The 13,922-nt window shown below is 62.4% G+C and carries 18 protein-coding genes, 1 tRNA gene and 1 pseudogene; 18 read left to right on the forward strand and 2 right to left on the reverse strand.

The genetic code is table 11. The annotated features are described in order from the left end of the window. Nucleotides 1–349: 349 nt before the first annotated feature. The 18 genes and pseudogenes from Pan44_RS28250 to Pan44_RS12970 form a co-directional block, all read left to right on the forward strand. Nucleotides 350–892, forward strand: a pseudogene (locus Pan44_RS28250) (sigma-70 family RNA polymerase sigma factor); the annotation flags it as partial. A 147-nt stretch (nucleotides 893–1,039) separates the two neighbouring features. Further along, a complete protein-coding gene (locus tag Pan44_RS27885; protein ID WP_231754317.1) occupies nucleotides 1,040–1,252 on the forward strand; it encodes a hypothetical protein in 213 nt (70 codons plus the stop codon). Nucleotides 1,253–1,257: 5 nt separating this feature from the next. After that, the gene (locus Pan44_RS12895) at nucleotides 1,258–1,584 is read left to right on the forward strand and encodes a hypothetical protein (RefSeq protein ID WP_145030449.1); all 327 of its coding nucleotides are present in this window, start codon (nucleotides 1,258–1,260) and stop codon (nucleotides 1,582–1,584) included. Continuing rightward, nucleotides 1,584–1,916 carry a hypothetical protein gene (locus tag Pan44_RS12900; protein WP_145030450.1) on the forward strand — a complete coding sequence of 111 codons (333 nt, stop codon included), beginning with the start codon at nucleotides 1,584–1,586 and terminating at the stop codon, nucleotides 1,914–1,916. The genes Pan44_RS12895 and Pan44_RS12900 overlap by 1 nt, the downstream gene beginning before the upstream one ends. After that, the gene (locus Pan44_RS12905; protein WP_145030451.1) at nucleotides 1,913–2,209 is read left to right on the forward strand and encodes a hypothetical protein; all 297 of its coding nucleotides are present in this window, start codon (nucleotides 1,913–1,915) and stop codon (nucleotides 2,207–2,209) included. The genes Pan44_RS12900 and Pan44_RS12905 overlap by 4 nt, the downstream gene beginning before the upstream one ends. Beyond that, a complete protein-coding gene (locus Pan44_RS12910; protein ID WP_145030452.1) occupies nucleotides 2,206–2,799 on the forward strand; it encodes a hypothetical protein in 594 nt (197 codons plus the stop codon). Before Pan44_RS12905 ends, Pan44_RS12910 begins: the two co-directional genes overlap by 4 nt. Before the next feature lie 6 nt (nucleotides 2,800–2,805). Beyond that, nucleotides 2,806–2,881 (forward strand) — tRNA-OTHER (locus tag Pan44_RS12915). A 98-nt stretch (nucleotides 2,882–2,979) separates the two neighbouring features. After that, complete coding sequence (locus Pan44_RS12920) at nucleotides 2,980–3,174, forward strand: carbon storage regulator (RefSeq protein WP_197454058.1); 195 nt, start codon at nucleotides 2,980–2,982, stop codon at nucleotides 3,172–3,174. 12 nt (nucleotides 3,175–3,186) lie between these two features. After that, nucleotides 3,187–4,461 carry a hypothetical protein gene (locus Pan44_RS12925; protein WP_145030454.1) on the forward strand — a complete coding sequence of 425 codons (1,275 nt, stop codon included), beginning with the start codon at nucleotides 3,187–3,189 and terminating at the stop codon, nucleotides 4,459–4,461. After that, nucleotides 4,458–4,661, forward strand: a complete 204-nt coding sequence (locus Pan44_RS12930) for a hypothetical protein (protein WP_145030455.1) — start codon at nucleotides 4,458–4,460, stop codon at nucleotides 4,659–4,661. Before Pan44_RS12925 ends, Pan44_RS12930 begins: the two co-directional genes overlap by 4 nt. Then, nucleotides 4,658–5,383: a hypothetical protein gene (locus tag Pan44_RS12935; RefSeq protein ID WP_145030456.1), complete on the forward strand. Its 726-nt coding sequence runs from the start codon at nucleotides 4,658–4,660 to the stop codon at nucleotides 5,381–5,383. Before Pan44_RS12930 ends, Pan44_RS12935 begins: the two co-directional genes overlap by 4 nt. After that, the gene (locus Pan44_RS12940) at nucleotides 5,380–5,751 is read left to right on the forward strand and encodes a hypothetical protein (protein WP_145030457.1); all 372 of its coding nucleotides are present in this window, start codon (nucleotides 5,380–5,382) and stop codon (nucleotides 5,749–5,751) included. The genes Pan44_RS12935 and Pan44_RS12940 overlap by 4 nt, the downstream gene beginning before the upstream one ends. Beyond that, on the forward strand, nucleotides 5,751–5,954 hold the full coding sequence (locus Pan44_RS12945; protein ID WP_145030458.1) for a hypothetical protein: 204 nt from the start codon (nucleotides 5,751–5,753) through the stop codon (nucleotides 5,952–5,954). The genes Pan44_RS12940 and Pan44_RS12945 overlap by 1 nt, the downstream gene beginning before the upstream one ends. Continuing rightward, the gene (locus tag Pan44_RS12950) at nucleotides 5,951–6,154 is read left to right on the forward strand and encodes a DUF6011 domain-containing protein (RefSeq protein WP_145030459.1); all 204 of its coding nucleotides are present in this window, start codon (nucleotides 5,951–5,953) and stop codon (nucleotides 6,152–6,154) included. The genes Pan44_RS12945 and Pan44_RS12950 overlap by 4 nt, the downstream gene beginning before the upstream one ends. Next, nucleotides 6,151–7,878 (forward strand): helicase HerA domain-containing protein, encoded by a 1,728-nt coding sequence (locus Pan44_RS12955; RefSeq protein WP_197454059.1) that lies wholly within the window; start codon nucleotides 6,151–6,153, stop codon nucleotides 7,876–7,878. Before Pan44_RS12950 ends, Pan44_RS12955 begins: the two co-directional genes overlap by 4 nt. Next, nucleotides 7,875–8,126 carry a hypothetical protein gene (locus Pan44_RS12960; protein WP_145030461.1) on the forward strand — a complete coding sequence of 84 codons (252 nt, stop codon included), beginning with the start codon at nucleotides 7,875–7,877 and terminating at the stop codon, nucleotides 8,124–8,126. Before Pan44_RS12955 ends, Pan44_RS12960 begins: the two co-directional genes overlap by 4 nt. Beyond that, on the forward strand, nucleotides 8,123–9,907 hold the full coding sequence (locus Pan44_RS12965; RefSeq protein ID WP_145030462.1) for a ParB/RepB/Spo0J family partition protein: 1,785 nt from the start codon (nucleotides 8,123–8,125) through the stop codon (nucleotides 9,905–9,907). The genes Pan44_RS12960 and Pan44_RS12965 overlap by 4 nt, the downstream gene beginning before the upstream one ends. Then, entirely contained in the window at nucleotides 9,904–10,251 is a 348-nt protein-coding gene (locus tag Pan44_RS12970) for a hypothetical protein (protein ID WP_145030463.1), read from the forward strand. Before Pan44_RS12965 ends, Pan44_RS12970 begins: the two co-directional genes overlap by 4 nt. Nucleotides 10,252–10,697: 446 nt before the next feature. Here Pan44_RS12970 and Pan44_RS12975 read toward each other — a convergent pair whose 3' ends face one another. Together Pan44_RS12975 and Pan44_RS12980 are read right to left on the reverse strand one after the other, a co-directional pair. Further along, entirely contained in the window at nucleotides 10,698–11,774 is a 1,077-nt protein-coding gene (locus Pan44_RS12975; protein ID WP_145030464.1) for a DNA cytosine methyltransferase, read from the reverse strand. Beyond that, nucleotides 11,771–13,756, reverse strand: coding sequence for an ATP-binding protein (locus tag Pan44_RS12980; RefSeq protein ID WP_145030465.1), 1,986 nt, complete (start codon nucleotides 13,754–13,756; stop codon nucleotides 11,771–11,773). Before Pan44_RS12980 ends, Pan44_RS12975 begins: the two co-directional genes overlap by 4 nt. Between the last annotated feature and the right edge of the window lie 166 nt (nucleotides 13,757–13,922).

The raw sequence follows: 13,922 nt of genomic DNA on the forward strand, positions 1-13,922 counted from the left end.
CCCATGAACGTCTTCCTCTCGCTCGTCGAGCTTCGGTCGCGAGTCTGCAAGCCACTCCGTTGCGTCTGTTCGACCTGCTTGCCGCTGTTCTGCGCGGATCCAGAAGAGCTCCACCACCGTCGGTGGGCCAGTCTCGTTCCATTCGAGCTCAAGTCGGAGGCCTCCGTTCCATGACTCAGTCGACCTACCGCCGGTACCAGGTCTCGATCCAGGCGTCGTTCATCCTGATGCGTGCCCGGATCCAGCGGCGCGCGAAACGTGATCGTCGGAAGGCCAAGCGATAGCGATGAAGCATGACGCTGCTCGGAACCCGTTTCTCAATCCCTTCGCCGCGTGACCGGTCCTCGCGATGGCCAGACCTTCACTCATCAACCGCAACCACGAGGAGCGACTGTGGTCGGCCTTTCAACACGCGCGTGGCTCCGCAGAGCGAAACGCCCTGGTCGAACTGTATCACCCGCTCGTGCGAATTGTTGCTGCCCAGGTCATCAAGCGACTGCCCGCCGGCGGCGCTGTCTCTCGGGACGATCTGGAGCAGGAGGGGATGTTCGGGTTGTTTCGGGCCATCGATCGCTTCGACGCTGGCCGCGGGTACCGGTTCTCGACGTTCGGCGTGTCTCGCATCAGGGGCGCCATGCTCGACTCACTGCGGGAACTGGATCACGTTCCGCGACTCGAGCGAGTGAGGGAGCGTTCCGGGGAGGCGACTCCACGCAAGCTCGGGCAGCTCGCGGGCCTCACCGCGGACAGGTTGGTAGAGCGATCCAACGATCACGCCCGGGACGACGACTTTTGGCGAGAGCAGCTTCAGGGGATAGGCAGCCGGGACCGTCTCATCGTCCTGCTGCACTTTCGTGAAGGCTTGCCGATGTGGGAGGTCGGCAGGTCAGTGGGACTCAGCGAGTCCCGCGTCTCGCAGGTCATCAGCGGAGTTTGCCGCCAGCTGCGAAGCAAGTCGGAGGCGCCGCCAGTGTTCTCAACGCCCGTGCCTGAAAGAGTGGCACGGGGCCCAAGGGTTCGGAGGCCGAAGGTCATCTCCATGGCTCAGCACCAGTCAACAAGTTCGCTTTCGCAAAGTGATGGCGACCTCACCGATTTGCTCGAACGGATTACCGTCGCCCAGATCGACTCCCAGATGCGGCAATGCGAGACACGCCTCAAAGCCTGGGCGGCTCTCCGCGTGCTGATCGAACAACGCGATCTGGAACGTGCCACGTCGCTCTTGACCTCCAGCACCGCGAGCGTGGCGTGAATCCCATGAGCCAATCCCACACCGATGAAAAGCGGCCGTGGCCGCGGGACGTCTACACGATCGTCGCTCCGCGGGCGCGTGAGATCGAGCATTTCGTGGACGCCAAGTCGATCCCCATGCACCGTCACTGCATGTGCTGCGGCGAGGTGACCTCGCTGCCAGTCCAGGTGTTTGAAGCATCACGGACCTGTCCGACCCGCGGCAGCCGACCGCTGCGAACGCTCTGCGTCATCTGCCTCGATCAGTTCCGACGAATTAGTTCCGTAAGTGCCGACCAGATCCGCGCCGGCATCGCGCAGTCCTACGCGACGTGGAAGGGATGGGCCGCCTGATGACGCAAGAGGCCGTTTTGAAGGCATTGCTGAAACTCGTCGGTGAGAAGGGATCCGCCGGCGCGACCCTTCACCGATATGCCGCAATCGATCCCGACCACCGATATGAATCGGAATCGTGGAGCGGGACGCTGCGAGTTGAGCTCGACGTTGAACCCGAGCCGATCACCGCCACGGTGGTGGAAGCCAGGTCGGGCGAGATCCTGATCCAGAAGCTGAGGGCCGAGCTGAAGAAGGCCATTCACGCGCGGGCGTTCGCGCGGAAACAGCAGTCCCTCGATGCGCCACGCCGGCGTATCGGCCAGGTCCTTTGTTTGGAGCATCGGCCATGACGCAAGAAGAAATGTGGCAGGCGATGAAAGCCTGGGCCAGTGAGCAACACGAGCCGCTGCAGGTCGCGGTGACTCGCCCCGAGCTGATTTTCCTTTTGGACACGACTCATTTCGTGCTGGCGACGACGCCAGATCTATCGGACGTCGACCGGGCGGAAATGCTGCAGCTCGCTTCTCGCCTTCGCGGGTTCATCCCTGCCGAGTTTCGCGACGTGAATCTTGATGGCCTGCCGCAGCCGGCAGAAGCGTCAACGGACGTCCCGGCCGGGCCGCCAGCGGAGGTCGAATCATGAAACAGGGACTCGTCACACGGGAGCGCCTCGAGGAGTTCACCCGCGACCACGTCACCTGGGTCGAGAAATGTGTTGCCGACGGCGACCACGCCGACTGGATGCCTCACCTGTCCGTCCTCTGCACAAACATGAAGGGGGAGGAGTCCGTGACGATGATGGCGCTGGCGATTCCCTTCAATACCTCGAAGGAGAAGGTCGACGCCATGCGATGGGCGGGGCTGCAGGTTTTTCAGGACCTGAAGGCTCCCACGATGTTTGTCCTTTCGGTCGGAGCCTGGGTTGCACCTGAGGCGTCCTGTGAGCCGAAGGATCATCCGGACCGCGGCGAGTGCCTGATCGTCTGCGGCATGAGCATCGTCAATGGCGAGGCGGCCTACGCCTTTCACAGCGCGACGTGCCACAGGTCCGCGAGCAACAAGCTCATTGCCGGTCCGTTTCATCGGATCGAAGGCGCCGCTCTGCCTCTGATGCGGCACGTCTACAGCGGCTGGGCCGCGCCCGCGATGGCGTCTGGGCAGGCTGTTCCGCCCAGCGGCGCACCCGGACTCTTCACGCGGCCGATCGGCAAGGCCAAGGAGGCGTCTGTCTGAGTCAGGGGAGACGTAGCTCAATCGGTAGAGCGCCGCGGTGTGCAGACCGCGGAGGTTGGTGGTTCGAGTCCATCCGTCTTCATTGAGGTTGTTCGTGTTGCGGAATGGACCCCGCGGCCAGTCGAAGAATCAGCAGACGTTGCACGGATGCGACGTCTGCTGCATGGGAAGGAATTCCAAATGCTCACGCTCACGCGCAAGCCAGGCGAACGAATCATTCTCGATGGTGGGATCACCATCGTCATCGGGGAGATCCGAGGTCAGAAGGTGAAGGTCAGCATCGACGCACCGAAGGGCCAGCGCATTGCCCGCGAGGAGCGTTGGGGACTGGGTCCGGCATCGCCGGACGCGACAGAAACCCGAGCAGCATCTTGACGGAGGCTTGGCATGGAAGCCTCCGGCGCCAATCGTCCGAGCCCCTGGCTCCGGCGGCTGGATCTCATCAAATCAATTTCGTTCCGCACGATCGCGGACGAGATTAACGCCCGCCGCCTGCGGGGGTTCAACGTTCGCCTGCTCGATCCGAAGCAGGCGAAGGAGATCCCCCGACTGGCCAAGCGGGCCGCGACGGAGGGTGGCGTGCTGAAAAGCCTGCCGCCAGACCTGCGCGCGTCAGGGCCACGGATGCAGCGAGTCCTGCTGGCGCTCCACTCGAAGATTGGAGCGAACCCGAGTTGGGTCGTCCGTAAGGCGCTGATCGCGAGGGAGATGGGTCTCAGTGATGATGCGACCGCAGAACGCGGTATTCGGGATCTGGAAGAATCCGACATCATCCACGTGACCCGACGGGAAAGGGAGCCCCGGACCGGTGGTCAGGGGCCGAGCGAGTACCGGATAATCTGGGCGACGGTGAAAGACCTGGCACTGAACCAGGGCGCTCAACCGTCGCTCTTTATTGAGCGGGATCTCGCGGCCGCGTCGAGCGGCCGGCCGGACAAGTCGTCCGGGCGTGGTCCCAGGAGCCGGGAGGCGCCCCCGCACAGTGCGGAGGCGCCCCCTCATTATGCGGGGGCGGGTCCGCATTATGCGGAGGCGCCTCCGCATAATGCGGGGGCGCTTATAGTAGACCCGCGTGCGCGCGTCTCTCCTTTTCACTCTCCCATTCATCCCTCCTCCTCATGCCCGCCGGAGCGGAGCGAGGAGGAGGGTGATTGGTCTCGAATCCGAGACAGGCTGCGGGCCTACGGCCTCGGCAGCCATCGGCAAACCGCCCGCGAAGCCCGCGACGGCGGCTGGACTGCGGCCCAGGTCGACGCGCTGCTCGATCGCTGCGAGCAGCACACGATCGTCGCCGGGAAGGTCCGCATCCAGGCGTGGCCGGCGGGGGCAGTGTGGTGGCAGCTGCGGAACGCTTCGCCGGGCGCACTGATCACGATGCAGCACAGCGAAACCTATCGCCGTGCCAAGCGTGACCAGGACCTGAAGGCGGAACAGGAACGCGAACGAAAGGCGCATGCAGAGCGGGCGGCCGAGCTCGCCCCGATCAACGAGGCCCTGCTTGTGCTGTCGCTGGAGCAGGTCCGCGAACTGGTCGATCGACTCCCCAAAGAGATGCGCCCCCATGCGGTCGCCGATCTGCGCGAGGGACGTGATCCACGTGAGCGGGTGCTGCTGCGGACGGCCTTGTTGGCGCTGCTGGAGAAGGGAGCGCCGGTCCGATGACTGAGTCCATCCGCTTCAGCTTGAAGGCGAAGAACGTCGAGTTCGAATTTGACGGCCCGCCCGAGGAGTTTTCCAAGCTGATCGCCACGGCTGCGGAGAAGCTGGCCGACGCGGTTTCGCGGGTCGCGAAAGAGAAGGGGCACGACAGCGAGTCACGCAGCCCCTTTGGTTTCCAGCCAAGCTCGGGAGGCCTGTCGTGAATGAGCCTTTCCGCGCCCGCTTCGCCGCGGCGGGCCTCTGTGTGATGACCAGGTCATTTCCGGGAGACCATGGCCAGCCGTTGCACTACGGCTGCTGGCGCGAGCCAGGCGAGGAACCGGAGCCTGGCTGGAGGAAGGGACGCGAGTTCTTCGTGGACCTGGAGTCTGGAGATTGGTCGCGGTTCGGCGGTCCCTGGCGGCCGTTCCGCGAATTCGCATTGTCGGGAGACCATGAAAAAAGCACGCCCCCCGCGGACCACTCAGCCGCGGCGATTGTCTCAACGAGCCTGCAGGAGGACGGACAGAGTGCCGCGTCCGAGGCTGGGTGTGGATCCGACAATTCACCGGACCGGCAGGCCGGACATTCCGCGCGGAATAGCGAGGTTCTGTCCGGCCTGCCGACGGAGGTGCGTCCCTGGTTCGAGCGGTGTGTGGCCGCGGGCTTCGAGCTCGAGCTGGACGGGCTGAAGCATTGCATCGGCGGCTGGGACACGGGCAATCGATTCGGGACCTATCGAGGGCAGTACGAACTGCTTTGCGGTCGGACGGGACGGATCATCACGGGCCCCGCGCGACGGTTTCAGAAGTTCACGCTTGAGGAGTATCTGGCCCACGACTCCCAGGCGGCTGCGCCCACGGCGCGGGCCGTCATCGCACGGCCCTTCCAGGTCGAACATCCAACGGGGCCGCGGGCATCAGAACAGAGGAGCCTCTTCGCATGAGCATTGGAGTTGGCGACGTCGTCCTATTCGCCCGGGCGCTGCATCAGGCGCTCGAATCGATGCCGGCGACCGCTTCAAAAGCGACGGCCGCAGGCAACCTGAAAGAAGGCCTCAGTGCCGTCCTCAAGGAACTGGATCCGGGCGGCGCTGCTCCCCGGGAATCGCTCTTGGCGGTTGCCGAGCGGGCACTGCTGATGGAAGCGGCCGCGCGCCACGGAGTTTCCCAGGGCGCGGTAGTCGTGGGGGTCGGCATTCGCACGATGAGCGGCAAGCTGCGGGAGTATGGGTTCGGCCCGCGGGAAACGCCGCAGGGGGCCTGGCCCGGCGACGTCGCGGCTGTAACGCGGTTCCTTCAGGGGGCCCGGTGATGGCTGATAAAGACCGCGCACGCAAACGGGCGATTCGACCGGAAACCGCACTGGCGACGTTCCAGTTCCTCACCGGCAGCAGCGAAGGATGCGTGTCGGTGGCCATGCCTGACGATCGCGCACGGCGCGTCCTGCAGTTCGTGACCTTGCTCGGATTCCCGACAGTCGCGCCCGAGCAGGCATTCAAGGAGTCGTTCGGGTGATTGAGGTCGTCGCGATGGCAAAGAAGCAGAAGCACCGGCTCGTCGCAGGTCAGAGGTCGCTTTACGAGGCCGAGTTTGGTGAGAAGCCGGTGACCTATTGCCGGCGATGCAAGCTCCGACTGAGGTCTGCGAAGTCGATCGACGCTGGCATCGGGCCGGTGTGTCAAAAGGACGAACGGAAAGAGAAGGGCGGGAAATGAAACAGCTGGCAATTGCCAAGAACCTGTCGGTGCCGCTCGATGCAATCTCGCGCCCCTGGGCGTTCCTGGGTATCCGCGGATCCGGGAAGACCTACGCGGCTGGGAAGCTGGTCGAGACGATGCTCGACGCCAAGGCCCAGGTCGTGATCCTCGACCCGATCGGGAACTGGTACGGGCTGCGCCTCGACCGGACGGGAAAGAAGCCGAGCCGCTTTGCGATCCCGATCATCGGCGGGTTGCACGGCGACGTGCCGATCGAGCCCCAGGCTGGCGGACTCGTGGCCGACTTCGTCGTCGATACCGGATCGTCCGTCGTCCTCGACGTCAGCCAGCTCCGCAAGGAACAGCGCAAGCACTTCGCGACCGATTTCGCGGAGCAGCTGTTTCACCGGAAGAAGGCGCATCGTTCGCCGCTGCATCTGGCGATCGAGGAGTCTCAGGTTTTCATTCCGCAGATGGGCAAGGGGCAGGAGCGAATGCTCGGTGCCTTCGAGGACCTGGTGCGTCTCGGCCGGAACTTCGGCATCGGCGTCTCGATGATCACTCAGCGACCACAGAGCGTGAATAAGGAGGTGTTGAACCAGGCGGAACCGCTGGTCGTGTTCCAGCTGGTCGGGAAGCATGAACGGGACGCGGTGAAGGGCTGGATGCAGCACGTCGGCGCTGATCTCGACGACGCCATGGCGAAGCTCGCCGGCCTGCAGGAGGGGGACTGCTACTTCTGGTCGCCGGCGTGGCTGCGAACATTTCAGCCGACGCGGTTCCTCGAGAAGAACTCCTTCGACGGATCGTCGACGCCGGGCATCGGCGAGGCCACGGCCTCCAGGAAGCTGGCGGCCGTCGACCTGGGCGCTCTGCAGAAGTCGATGGCCACGGTCATTGAGAAGAAGAAGGCGGACGATCCGGCCGAGCTGCGGAAGACGATCGCCCAACTCCAGAAGCAGCTCGCCGTAAAGGTCCCGGCCGGCGCGATGAAGAGTGATCAAGCAGCCATCGATCGTGCCGTGAAGAAGGCGGTGCATGAGTCCGACAAATGGTGGAGTGCGGAAGCCGGGAAGCTGTTGAACAAAATCAACAGGATCAAAGGCGTTCTAGGTGATGGCGGTCTCGACGCGATACCAGTACGTCCGGCACTTCAGTTGGCAACGGAGCCGGCGATGGTGCCAGCCCCACCAGAGTTGCTCGCCGCCGTTGAGCGGAGGCATTCCGCGCCAAGGTCCACCGGCGACGACGGTCTTACAGGGCCCGAGCAGCGCATCCTCGACGCGCTCGCCTGGCTCGAATCGATCGGCGTCAAGCAGCCGGCAAATTCGACGGTCGCGTTCATTGCTGACTACAGCCCGACGACGTCGTCTTACAAGAACGCGAAGGGGGCACTTCGGACGAAGGGGCTGATCGAGTACTTGCCTGGGGGCTGTCTGTCGTTGACGGACGATGGAGTCGCCGCGGCCGTCCATCCGACCGAGATCCACACCGACAACCAACTGCGTGAACGGATTCTCAGCCGTCTGCCTGGGCCCGAGCAGAAGATCCTGACCGTTCTGATCGAAGCCTACCCGGTCAGCGTGAGCTACGCCGCGCTCGCTGATGCGACGGCCTATTCGTCGACAACATCCTCTTTCAAGAACGCACGCGGCGCTCTCCGCAGCCTGGGCTTCGCGACCTATCCGGCAGCCGGTGAGGTGCGAGCTGCGGACCTGCTCTTTCCCGGGAGAGCGCCATGAAACCCGGTGACGCCGTTCGCGTAGTGAAAGCAATCCCGACGCTCGGCGGGGTGATCCCCGTCGGCCGGGAGCTGGTCGTGCTGCAGCTGGCGGGCCCGGGCCGGGTCACCGTCGGCGATCAACGGGGCCAGATGTTGGTGTGTGCTTGTCCGGTAGACCGCTTCGAGGCCGCGGCCGTGCCGGTTCCCAAGGTCTCAAAACCGCCGGCCCGGCCGGCGACAACTCAGAAACGAGGGCTTTTTGCATGACGACAGCAGCAGCCAAGCGGACGACGAGGATGCCCGATCATTGGAAGTGCACAGATTGCGGCGCTTTGAACGCGATCGATCTCGACGATTGTGCTCGATGTGAACAGAACCGCCTGAATGCGACGAATCACGCGACCTGGCAGGCGTGGCACGCTGACCTGTCCGGATCGCATGATCTGGCGAACGTCGACCTCGAAATGCTTCGGGACGCTTACTACGAGCGGAAGGAACCGCCGACTGTCGCGGCCGCTCGGCTCGGATTGCCGGCGCTGGTGATCGGAACGAAACGGCCGAAAGCCGGGACGACTGCCGCGATTCCCGGAACGATTGACGGCATTCCGGAAACGCAGGCCGCGGCCGCGGCGAAGGAAAAGGCTGCGACGCGAACCGTGGGAGTCGAGACGATCGACCTCGATCTGAAGTTGGTCGACGTCTCGAAATTCAATCCGCGGCAGACGTTCAACCAGGAGGCGCTGGAGTCCCTGGGGAAGTCGCTGGCCCGCCGGCAGATTGAGCCGATCGCGGTTCGCCGGCTCGATCGCGGCCGCTACGAACTTCTTTGGGGGGAACGCAGGCTGCGGGCCGCTCGCCTGGTCGGGCTGAAGTCGCTGCGAGCGGAGATCCACGAGTGCAACGGCCAGGAAGCCATCTTCCTTCGCGGGGAGGAGAATGAACGTCGCGAGCAACTGGACGCGATCGAGCAGGCCATCTGGTACCAGCAACTGATCGATACCGGCCTGACGCAGCAGCAGGTCGCCGAGATGGTCGGCTGCGAGCAGGCGAAGATCTCGACGGCCGTCGGGATGCTGAAGCTGCCGGCGGATTGGCAGAAACGAATTATCGCGCGCGAAATAACGCCGACCCATGCCAAGGCCCTGCTCGCCTGGAAGGAGCGTCCGACCGTCCTGGCGGCTGTCGCAAAGGCCTTGGATGAGTGGAAGAAACCGAAGTACGGCGACCCGCGGACCGGGACGATTCCGTCCCGCGAGTTCGAACGGATGGTCGAAGACGCCGTGGTGAAGTGCACGCGATCGCTGAGCAAGGGCCGCGTGCACGAGTCCGGCGGATGCCACTTCACGGTCACGAAACAACTGCGTGAGCAGCTCGACGTCGTCACGGTGAAGATGCCTTGGGGCGGCGCGCCGCAGCCGCGGGCGTTCAACGTCTCGCTTTGGGCCAGGCTCAACAAGGAGGCGAAAGCCGCGGCCAAAAAGAAGGCCGGCGACTCGAAGCCGGCACCGGCGCGACAGACCTTCCCAACGCATGAAGGGCCCTACGCGTACCAGATCGATCGCACCCTGAATGAGTCTCTTGGCGCGATGGTCGCCGCACGACTGAAGAAGTCTGATCGGGAGCTGACGCTGCGGCTCCTGTTCATCGGATGCGAGCGAGGTATCTCCCTTGTAGCCCCGGGCGCGGAGAAGCATCAGCGACTTGATGACCGCGAGATCTGGGATTGGCTCGCGCCGCTCAACAAGGGACAGCTCGAGTCAGCCGCGTTCGAAGTGGCGAAGGCCGCGCTTGTGGACGGCGGCATAGAGGCAATGGCCCTGTTGCCCATTGCGACCGAACTCGGCTTTGACATCAAAGCGGAGTGGAAAGCGACCGCCGCCGACCTCGAAATCTTCCCGCTGAGGAGCTTGCAGAAGATGCCAGCTGCCAAGCGGTCCGGCTATGCCGGCTCAGACAAAGCGGAACTCATCGCCGCGATGGTGGACTGCTGGACTCCCGGCGAACTGCCCAAAGAGTTCGAGAAGGCCTTGAAGGAGCCTGCATCGTGACGCCGCTCAGCGAGCGGGTTGGAACCCTTTGGCAGCTGCGGGACGCCTGCCTGCAGGGCCGCGTCGAGGCCTGGATCGACGCCTGCGTCGTCGCCGCGAAGCTCGTCGGCGATCAGTACAGCAATCCCGAGCTCAACTGGAGCGACGCGCTGTACGACCTTCGCCGGCTGGCCCAGGAGCGGCAGCAGCGGGCGACGAACGGGCTGCCATTCGAGCAGGATCCGGAGTGGTTTCGTGAACGCCAGGACGCGGCGCTGGTCGCGTTCTACGAGGACGTCGACGCGGCGATCGAGGAATGGGAGTCACAGTTCGACGAGGCGGTGGTCGTGGCCCAGGACTCTTAATCCCGGGCTCGTCGATCGAGTTCCCGTTTAATAACAAAGGAAGAGGATCATGTCCGAAGCCCAGCCGATGACGATGCCGTTCGTGAATACAGAAATCTGGCTGAAGGAGCACACGCACGGCCACGTGATGGAGAACGCGCACGCCCGTGTCGCTAACTGCATGGGCCCAGCGGAGTGCGAGACCTGTCGAGTAGAACTTGAGCTGAAGAGGCTGATTGATGCGAGCCGAGAGGCGTCCGGGCCTCCAGTCGTTGCCCATGATGCCTCAGCGTCTCCTCGGGAAGAACTAGGTGAAAGACCTTCCGAATAAACACTCCGCGTTCTGAGACGTAGGCGTATCCCAGAATCTTCGGAAAACTCGGGCGCGACTGTGACGAGCGTCCCGATGGAGGTGGTGAACGATCACAGCCGGCTCTGGAGACGCGGGGAAGAGTGCGTTCCACGACTCAGGTCGGAGTCCGTCTTCGTTGTCTGCAGCGAAGATGATCGATAATCGTTTCCCCTTGTAGGCGGACGAACTCCGGAGGGAATGCGTTACCGATTAACTGAGCCACCGCGAACTTTCCACGGTCCAGCGGGAAGGCGTAATCTGATGGGAAGGACTGAAGAAGCGCGGCCTCCCTCAGGGTGATCGTCCGGTTCTCAGTTGGATGAAGGAATCGGCCTTTTGATGGATTGACGCAGCCACCGGTGATTGTCGGGGCAGGGTCGGCCCACGCCATGCGGCCGTAGACATCCTTGAAGCCATCGCATCGACGATGACACGCGAGCTGCCGTCTTGCGGGCAATGCGGCCCGGCTGCCCCCGTCGCGTGGAATGGAATTGATCAGTGCTGCAACCTTCTTCGATCGGGTCTCGGGAAAGTCGTGTAATGGGTCTCCCGAGATTCCAGCAGGGAGAAGGTCCGCAATGGCATCGCGAACGCACCGCCGTAGTGAAAGCGGAGCAGCATGGCTTACTTCCCCAATACGGCTTCCAATGTAGACCATCCTCAGCCGACGTTGGGGCACACCATAATCTCGAGCGTTGAGAATCGTTGGCTGGCCGACGTATCCAACTTCACGTAGTTTGCGGAGCACCTTCCGGAATCGTGGTTCCTCCGCGAGGCGAGGAACGTTCTCAATCATCACGATTTTCGGGTTGACGCCCTCAACGATTCGAAGCAGCTCAAAGACCAAGTCTTTATTTTCCGGGTTGCGGATGTATCTCCCACCATTGAGCCGGGCTAAAGCAGAGTGTGCTTGGCACGGGGGACAGCCGACTACGAGATCGATCTGTCCTGATTTGCGCTTTAGGCGGGCCAGCAGTTGAGGAACATCAACCTGGCAGACGTCATCCCAAAGCGGGATCGCCGGGTGGTTCAACTCGTAGGCCTTCCTGGCCAGAGGATCGATCTCAACGCCAGCGACGACATCAAAGCCCGCTTGCACTAGGCCAAGAGTTGTACCTCCGCAGCCTGAGAACAGGTCGATCGCCGTCGGTGCAACCTCGTCGAATGGGGCATCATGCGAACCTGTCCTCATGGATCTTGATTCCCCAATCCTTCTTTGCGTTGTTCTCGTGATCGGTGAGCAGTGCCCATCTCCAAAAGTCGGCGTGTCGCGACGACTTCCTTCTGCTTTTGACTGAAAGCGGGGTCGCTGACGTCGCCATTCAGCACCGCGGCGTAGTGGGCGTAAAACTTTCTTGCTCTGTGAAACATCTCGCTCCAAGGAAGCAGCTGTAAATCTGGATCCTTCTCAAGGCCGGGCAACTTGGTTTTGGGGACAGTGAGCGTCCCGCCGTAAACCAGCACTCGGCGACAGCGTGGGCGAGTTGCCATCAATGCCACCTGATAGCGCTCAAGACGTTGGATCTCATCGAATGTGACAGCGTGGCCGGGCCGCTTGAGTTCGACGATGACGATGTCCTCGGCATCTTTCTCAAAAGCTAGGAAGTCGACCCGCTTATCAGCCATATCCTGCGGAACATCCTGTTGCCCCCACTCCCTGAGCTGTCTGCCGATGGACTTTTCTTCAACGAAAACTTGCCATTCCGGGTTAAAGAGCCATGGGTAACCGGCCAGCAAGTCATGCAAATTGTCGTGTGTGATTTTCGATGCAGTCTCAGGAGCATTGTCCAGAATCATTGCTTCGAGCTTATTCACGACGCTCAGTCGCCCTTTGACAATCTCGAGAATCGCGCGGCTTTCAAGGACCTTCCAGTCATGAAGTCGCCCCAGAGTTTCCGCCAGTTTCGCGGGATCTGTACTGACCTCTTCGATGTGGTCGATCACATCGTGAAACATCCTGAATTCGTAGGCGCGAATCAGCGACTCGGCCAACTCGCGTGTTCGCGGCTCGTTCTTTGCCGACTGCTGCCCAAGCACCTTGAGGAACCCGCGAATCTGCTTCTTTGTGGGCGTGTCGAGCCTGTCCAACCTTGCGCCAAACTCCGAATCGGCAATCACCCAGTTCTCGAGCTCCTCGCCCATCATCTCGCCGCAGTCACGCAGAATCTTTCGGGTCAGTTTCTCGCCCCAAGCCTTAAGCTCTTTGAGCTCCTCTTTCTCCCAGTCGACCTCCTGTCGATCGGTGGAGATGAGGTCAGACTCAGAATCGGTGCCCGTGTCGATGTAGTCTGCAACGATCTCGCCGCTGACGTATCGCGTCGAGTGTTGCGACGAAGCAGTCGATTCGACGTTGAAGAAGAACGGCGGCGCCTGGGCTGTCCGCTCGTTGGCATAGACCACGAATCCTTGCAGCTCCTTCGACCGCAAAGGAGATTTCGCGAAGCCGTACTTGTACCTCACCGTTTTGCCCTCAGCGATCTCCGCCTCCAAGAATCCGTCATCGCCTTCTGTCTGGAAAAGCCAGTCGATGGTCGGCTCAGGAAGTGGCGACCCGTTCAAGTAAATCTTCATCTCGCGCCGCGTTATCCGCGAGAATCGCCTCGTGAGGGTCTCCGCCAGCGCGTCGAGATCCAGTGGCGACCCATGTCGTAGCTGTGACAGCTCCACCTCCGTTCCGTGAGGCGCGCTATTGGCTGGCTTATCGACTTGCGACCAAGGAAAAACGATGTCGTCAGCCTTGCCCGCAGCGACACGGAATTGATCAAGCTGCATCGAGAAACGCAGCCCTTTCGGCTGTGCCGCGGTCCAAGTTGTGACAGTGACCTTGGTGGCGAGACCGAAACCAGCAAGCTTGCCAATTCCTTTGCGGCCCATGACTTTCCGATTGTGGACCATGCCGTGGTCCGTTTCTCGACGGTTGCGGCCGACAACCATGTAGTGATCTTGGACGGTGTTCTCTGACATCCCGTCGCCGCTGTCCTTCACCGAGATAACGCTGGCGCCAGGGTCATACTCGGCGGCCGTGGGAACGGTCAGCCAGCACTCCTTCGCTCCTGCATCCCAGCAGTTCGCCACCAGCTCCGCGATGGAGGGCGCGCGGTGTTTGTACATCTGCGTGCCGAGATGTTCGATCGTGCGACCTAGGACGGTCATTCGGAAACTGCCATCCGACATACTTGATTCTCCGACGCGATCGAAGTGCAACACCCGGTGATCGGCAGGTTTGCGGAGCCCCCAAGACACCCACTGTCGCTGACTTTCCCCGCAGAGGAAAGCGCGAGCCCGATACCGCCTAAAGTAGGAGATGGTCGTACATCCCGCAAAACCACTGCGAAAAGAA

It is taken from the genome of Caulifigura coniformis, from assembly GCF_007745175.1.
Taxonomy (GTDB): Bacteria; Planctomycetota; Planctomycetia; order Planctomycetales; family Planctomycetaceae; genus Caulifigura; species Caulifigura coniformis.

Excerpts from the sequence above, each read along its gene's own strand:
- Pan44_RS27885 (WP_231754317.1), top strand. The coding sequence starts at position 1,040 with ATGGCTCAGCACCAGTCAACAAGTTCGCTTTCGCAAAGTGATGGCGAC.
- Pan44_RS12895 (WP_145030449.1), top strand. The coding sequence starts at position 1,258 with ATGAGCCAATCCCACACCGATGAAAAGCGGCCGTGGCCGCGGGACGTC.
- Pan44_RS12900 (WP_145030450.1), top strand. The coding sequence starts at position 1,584 with ATGACGCAAGAGGCCGTTTTGAAGGCATTGCTGAAACTCGTCGGTGAG.
- Pan44_RS12905 (WP_145030451.1), top strand. The coding sequence starts at position 1,913 with ATGACGCAAGAAGAAATGTGGCAGGCGATGAAAGCCTGGGCCAGTGAG.
- Pan44_RS12910 (WP_145030452.1), top strand. The coding sequence starts at position 2,206 with ATGAAACAGGGACTCGTCACACGGGAGCGCCTCGAGGAGTTCACCCGC.
- Pan44_RS12920 (WP_197454058.1), top strand. The coding sequence starts at position 2,980 with ATGCTCACGCTCACGCGCAAGCCAGGCGAACGAATCATTCTCGATGGT.
- Pan44_RS12925 (WP_145030454.1), top strand. The coding sequence starts at position 3,187 with ATGGAAGCCTCCGGCGCCAATCGTCCGAGCCCCTGGCTCCGGCGGCTG.
- Pan44_RS12930 (WP_145030455.1), top strand. The coding sequence starts at position 4,458 with ATGACTGAGTCCATCCGCTTCAGCTTGAAGGCGAAGAACGTCGAGTTC.
- Pan44_RS12940 (WP_145030457.1), top strand. The coding sequence starts at position 5,380 with ATGAGCATTGGAGTTGGCGACGTCGTCCTATTCGCCCGGGCGCTGCAT.
- Pan44_RS12945 (WP_145030458.1), top strand. The coding sequence starts at position 5,751 with ATGGCTGATAAAGACCGCGCACGCAAACGGGCGATTCGACCGGAAACC.
- Pan44_RS12955 (WP_197454059.1), top strand. The coding sequence starts at position 6,151 with ATGAAACAGCTGGCAATTGCCAAGAACCTGTCGGTGCCGCTCGATGCA.
- Pan44_RS12960 (WP_145030461.1), top strand. The coding sequence starts at position 7,875 with ATGAAACCCGGTGACGCCGTTCGCGTAGTGAAAGCAATCCCGACGCTC.
- Pan44_RS12965 (WP_145030462.1), top strand. The coding sequence starts at position 8,123 with ATGACGACAGCAGCAGCCAAGCGGACGACGAGGATGCCCGATCATTGG.
- Pan44_RS12975 (WP_145030464.1), bottom strand. The coding sequence starts at position 11,774 with ATGAGGACAGGTTCGCATGATGCCCCATTCGACGAGGTTGCACCGACG.
- Pan44_RS12980 (WP_145030465.1), bottom strand. The coding sequence starts at position 13,756 with ATGTCGGATGGCAGTTTCCGAATGACCGTCCTAGGTCGCACGATCGAA.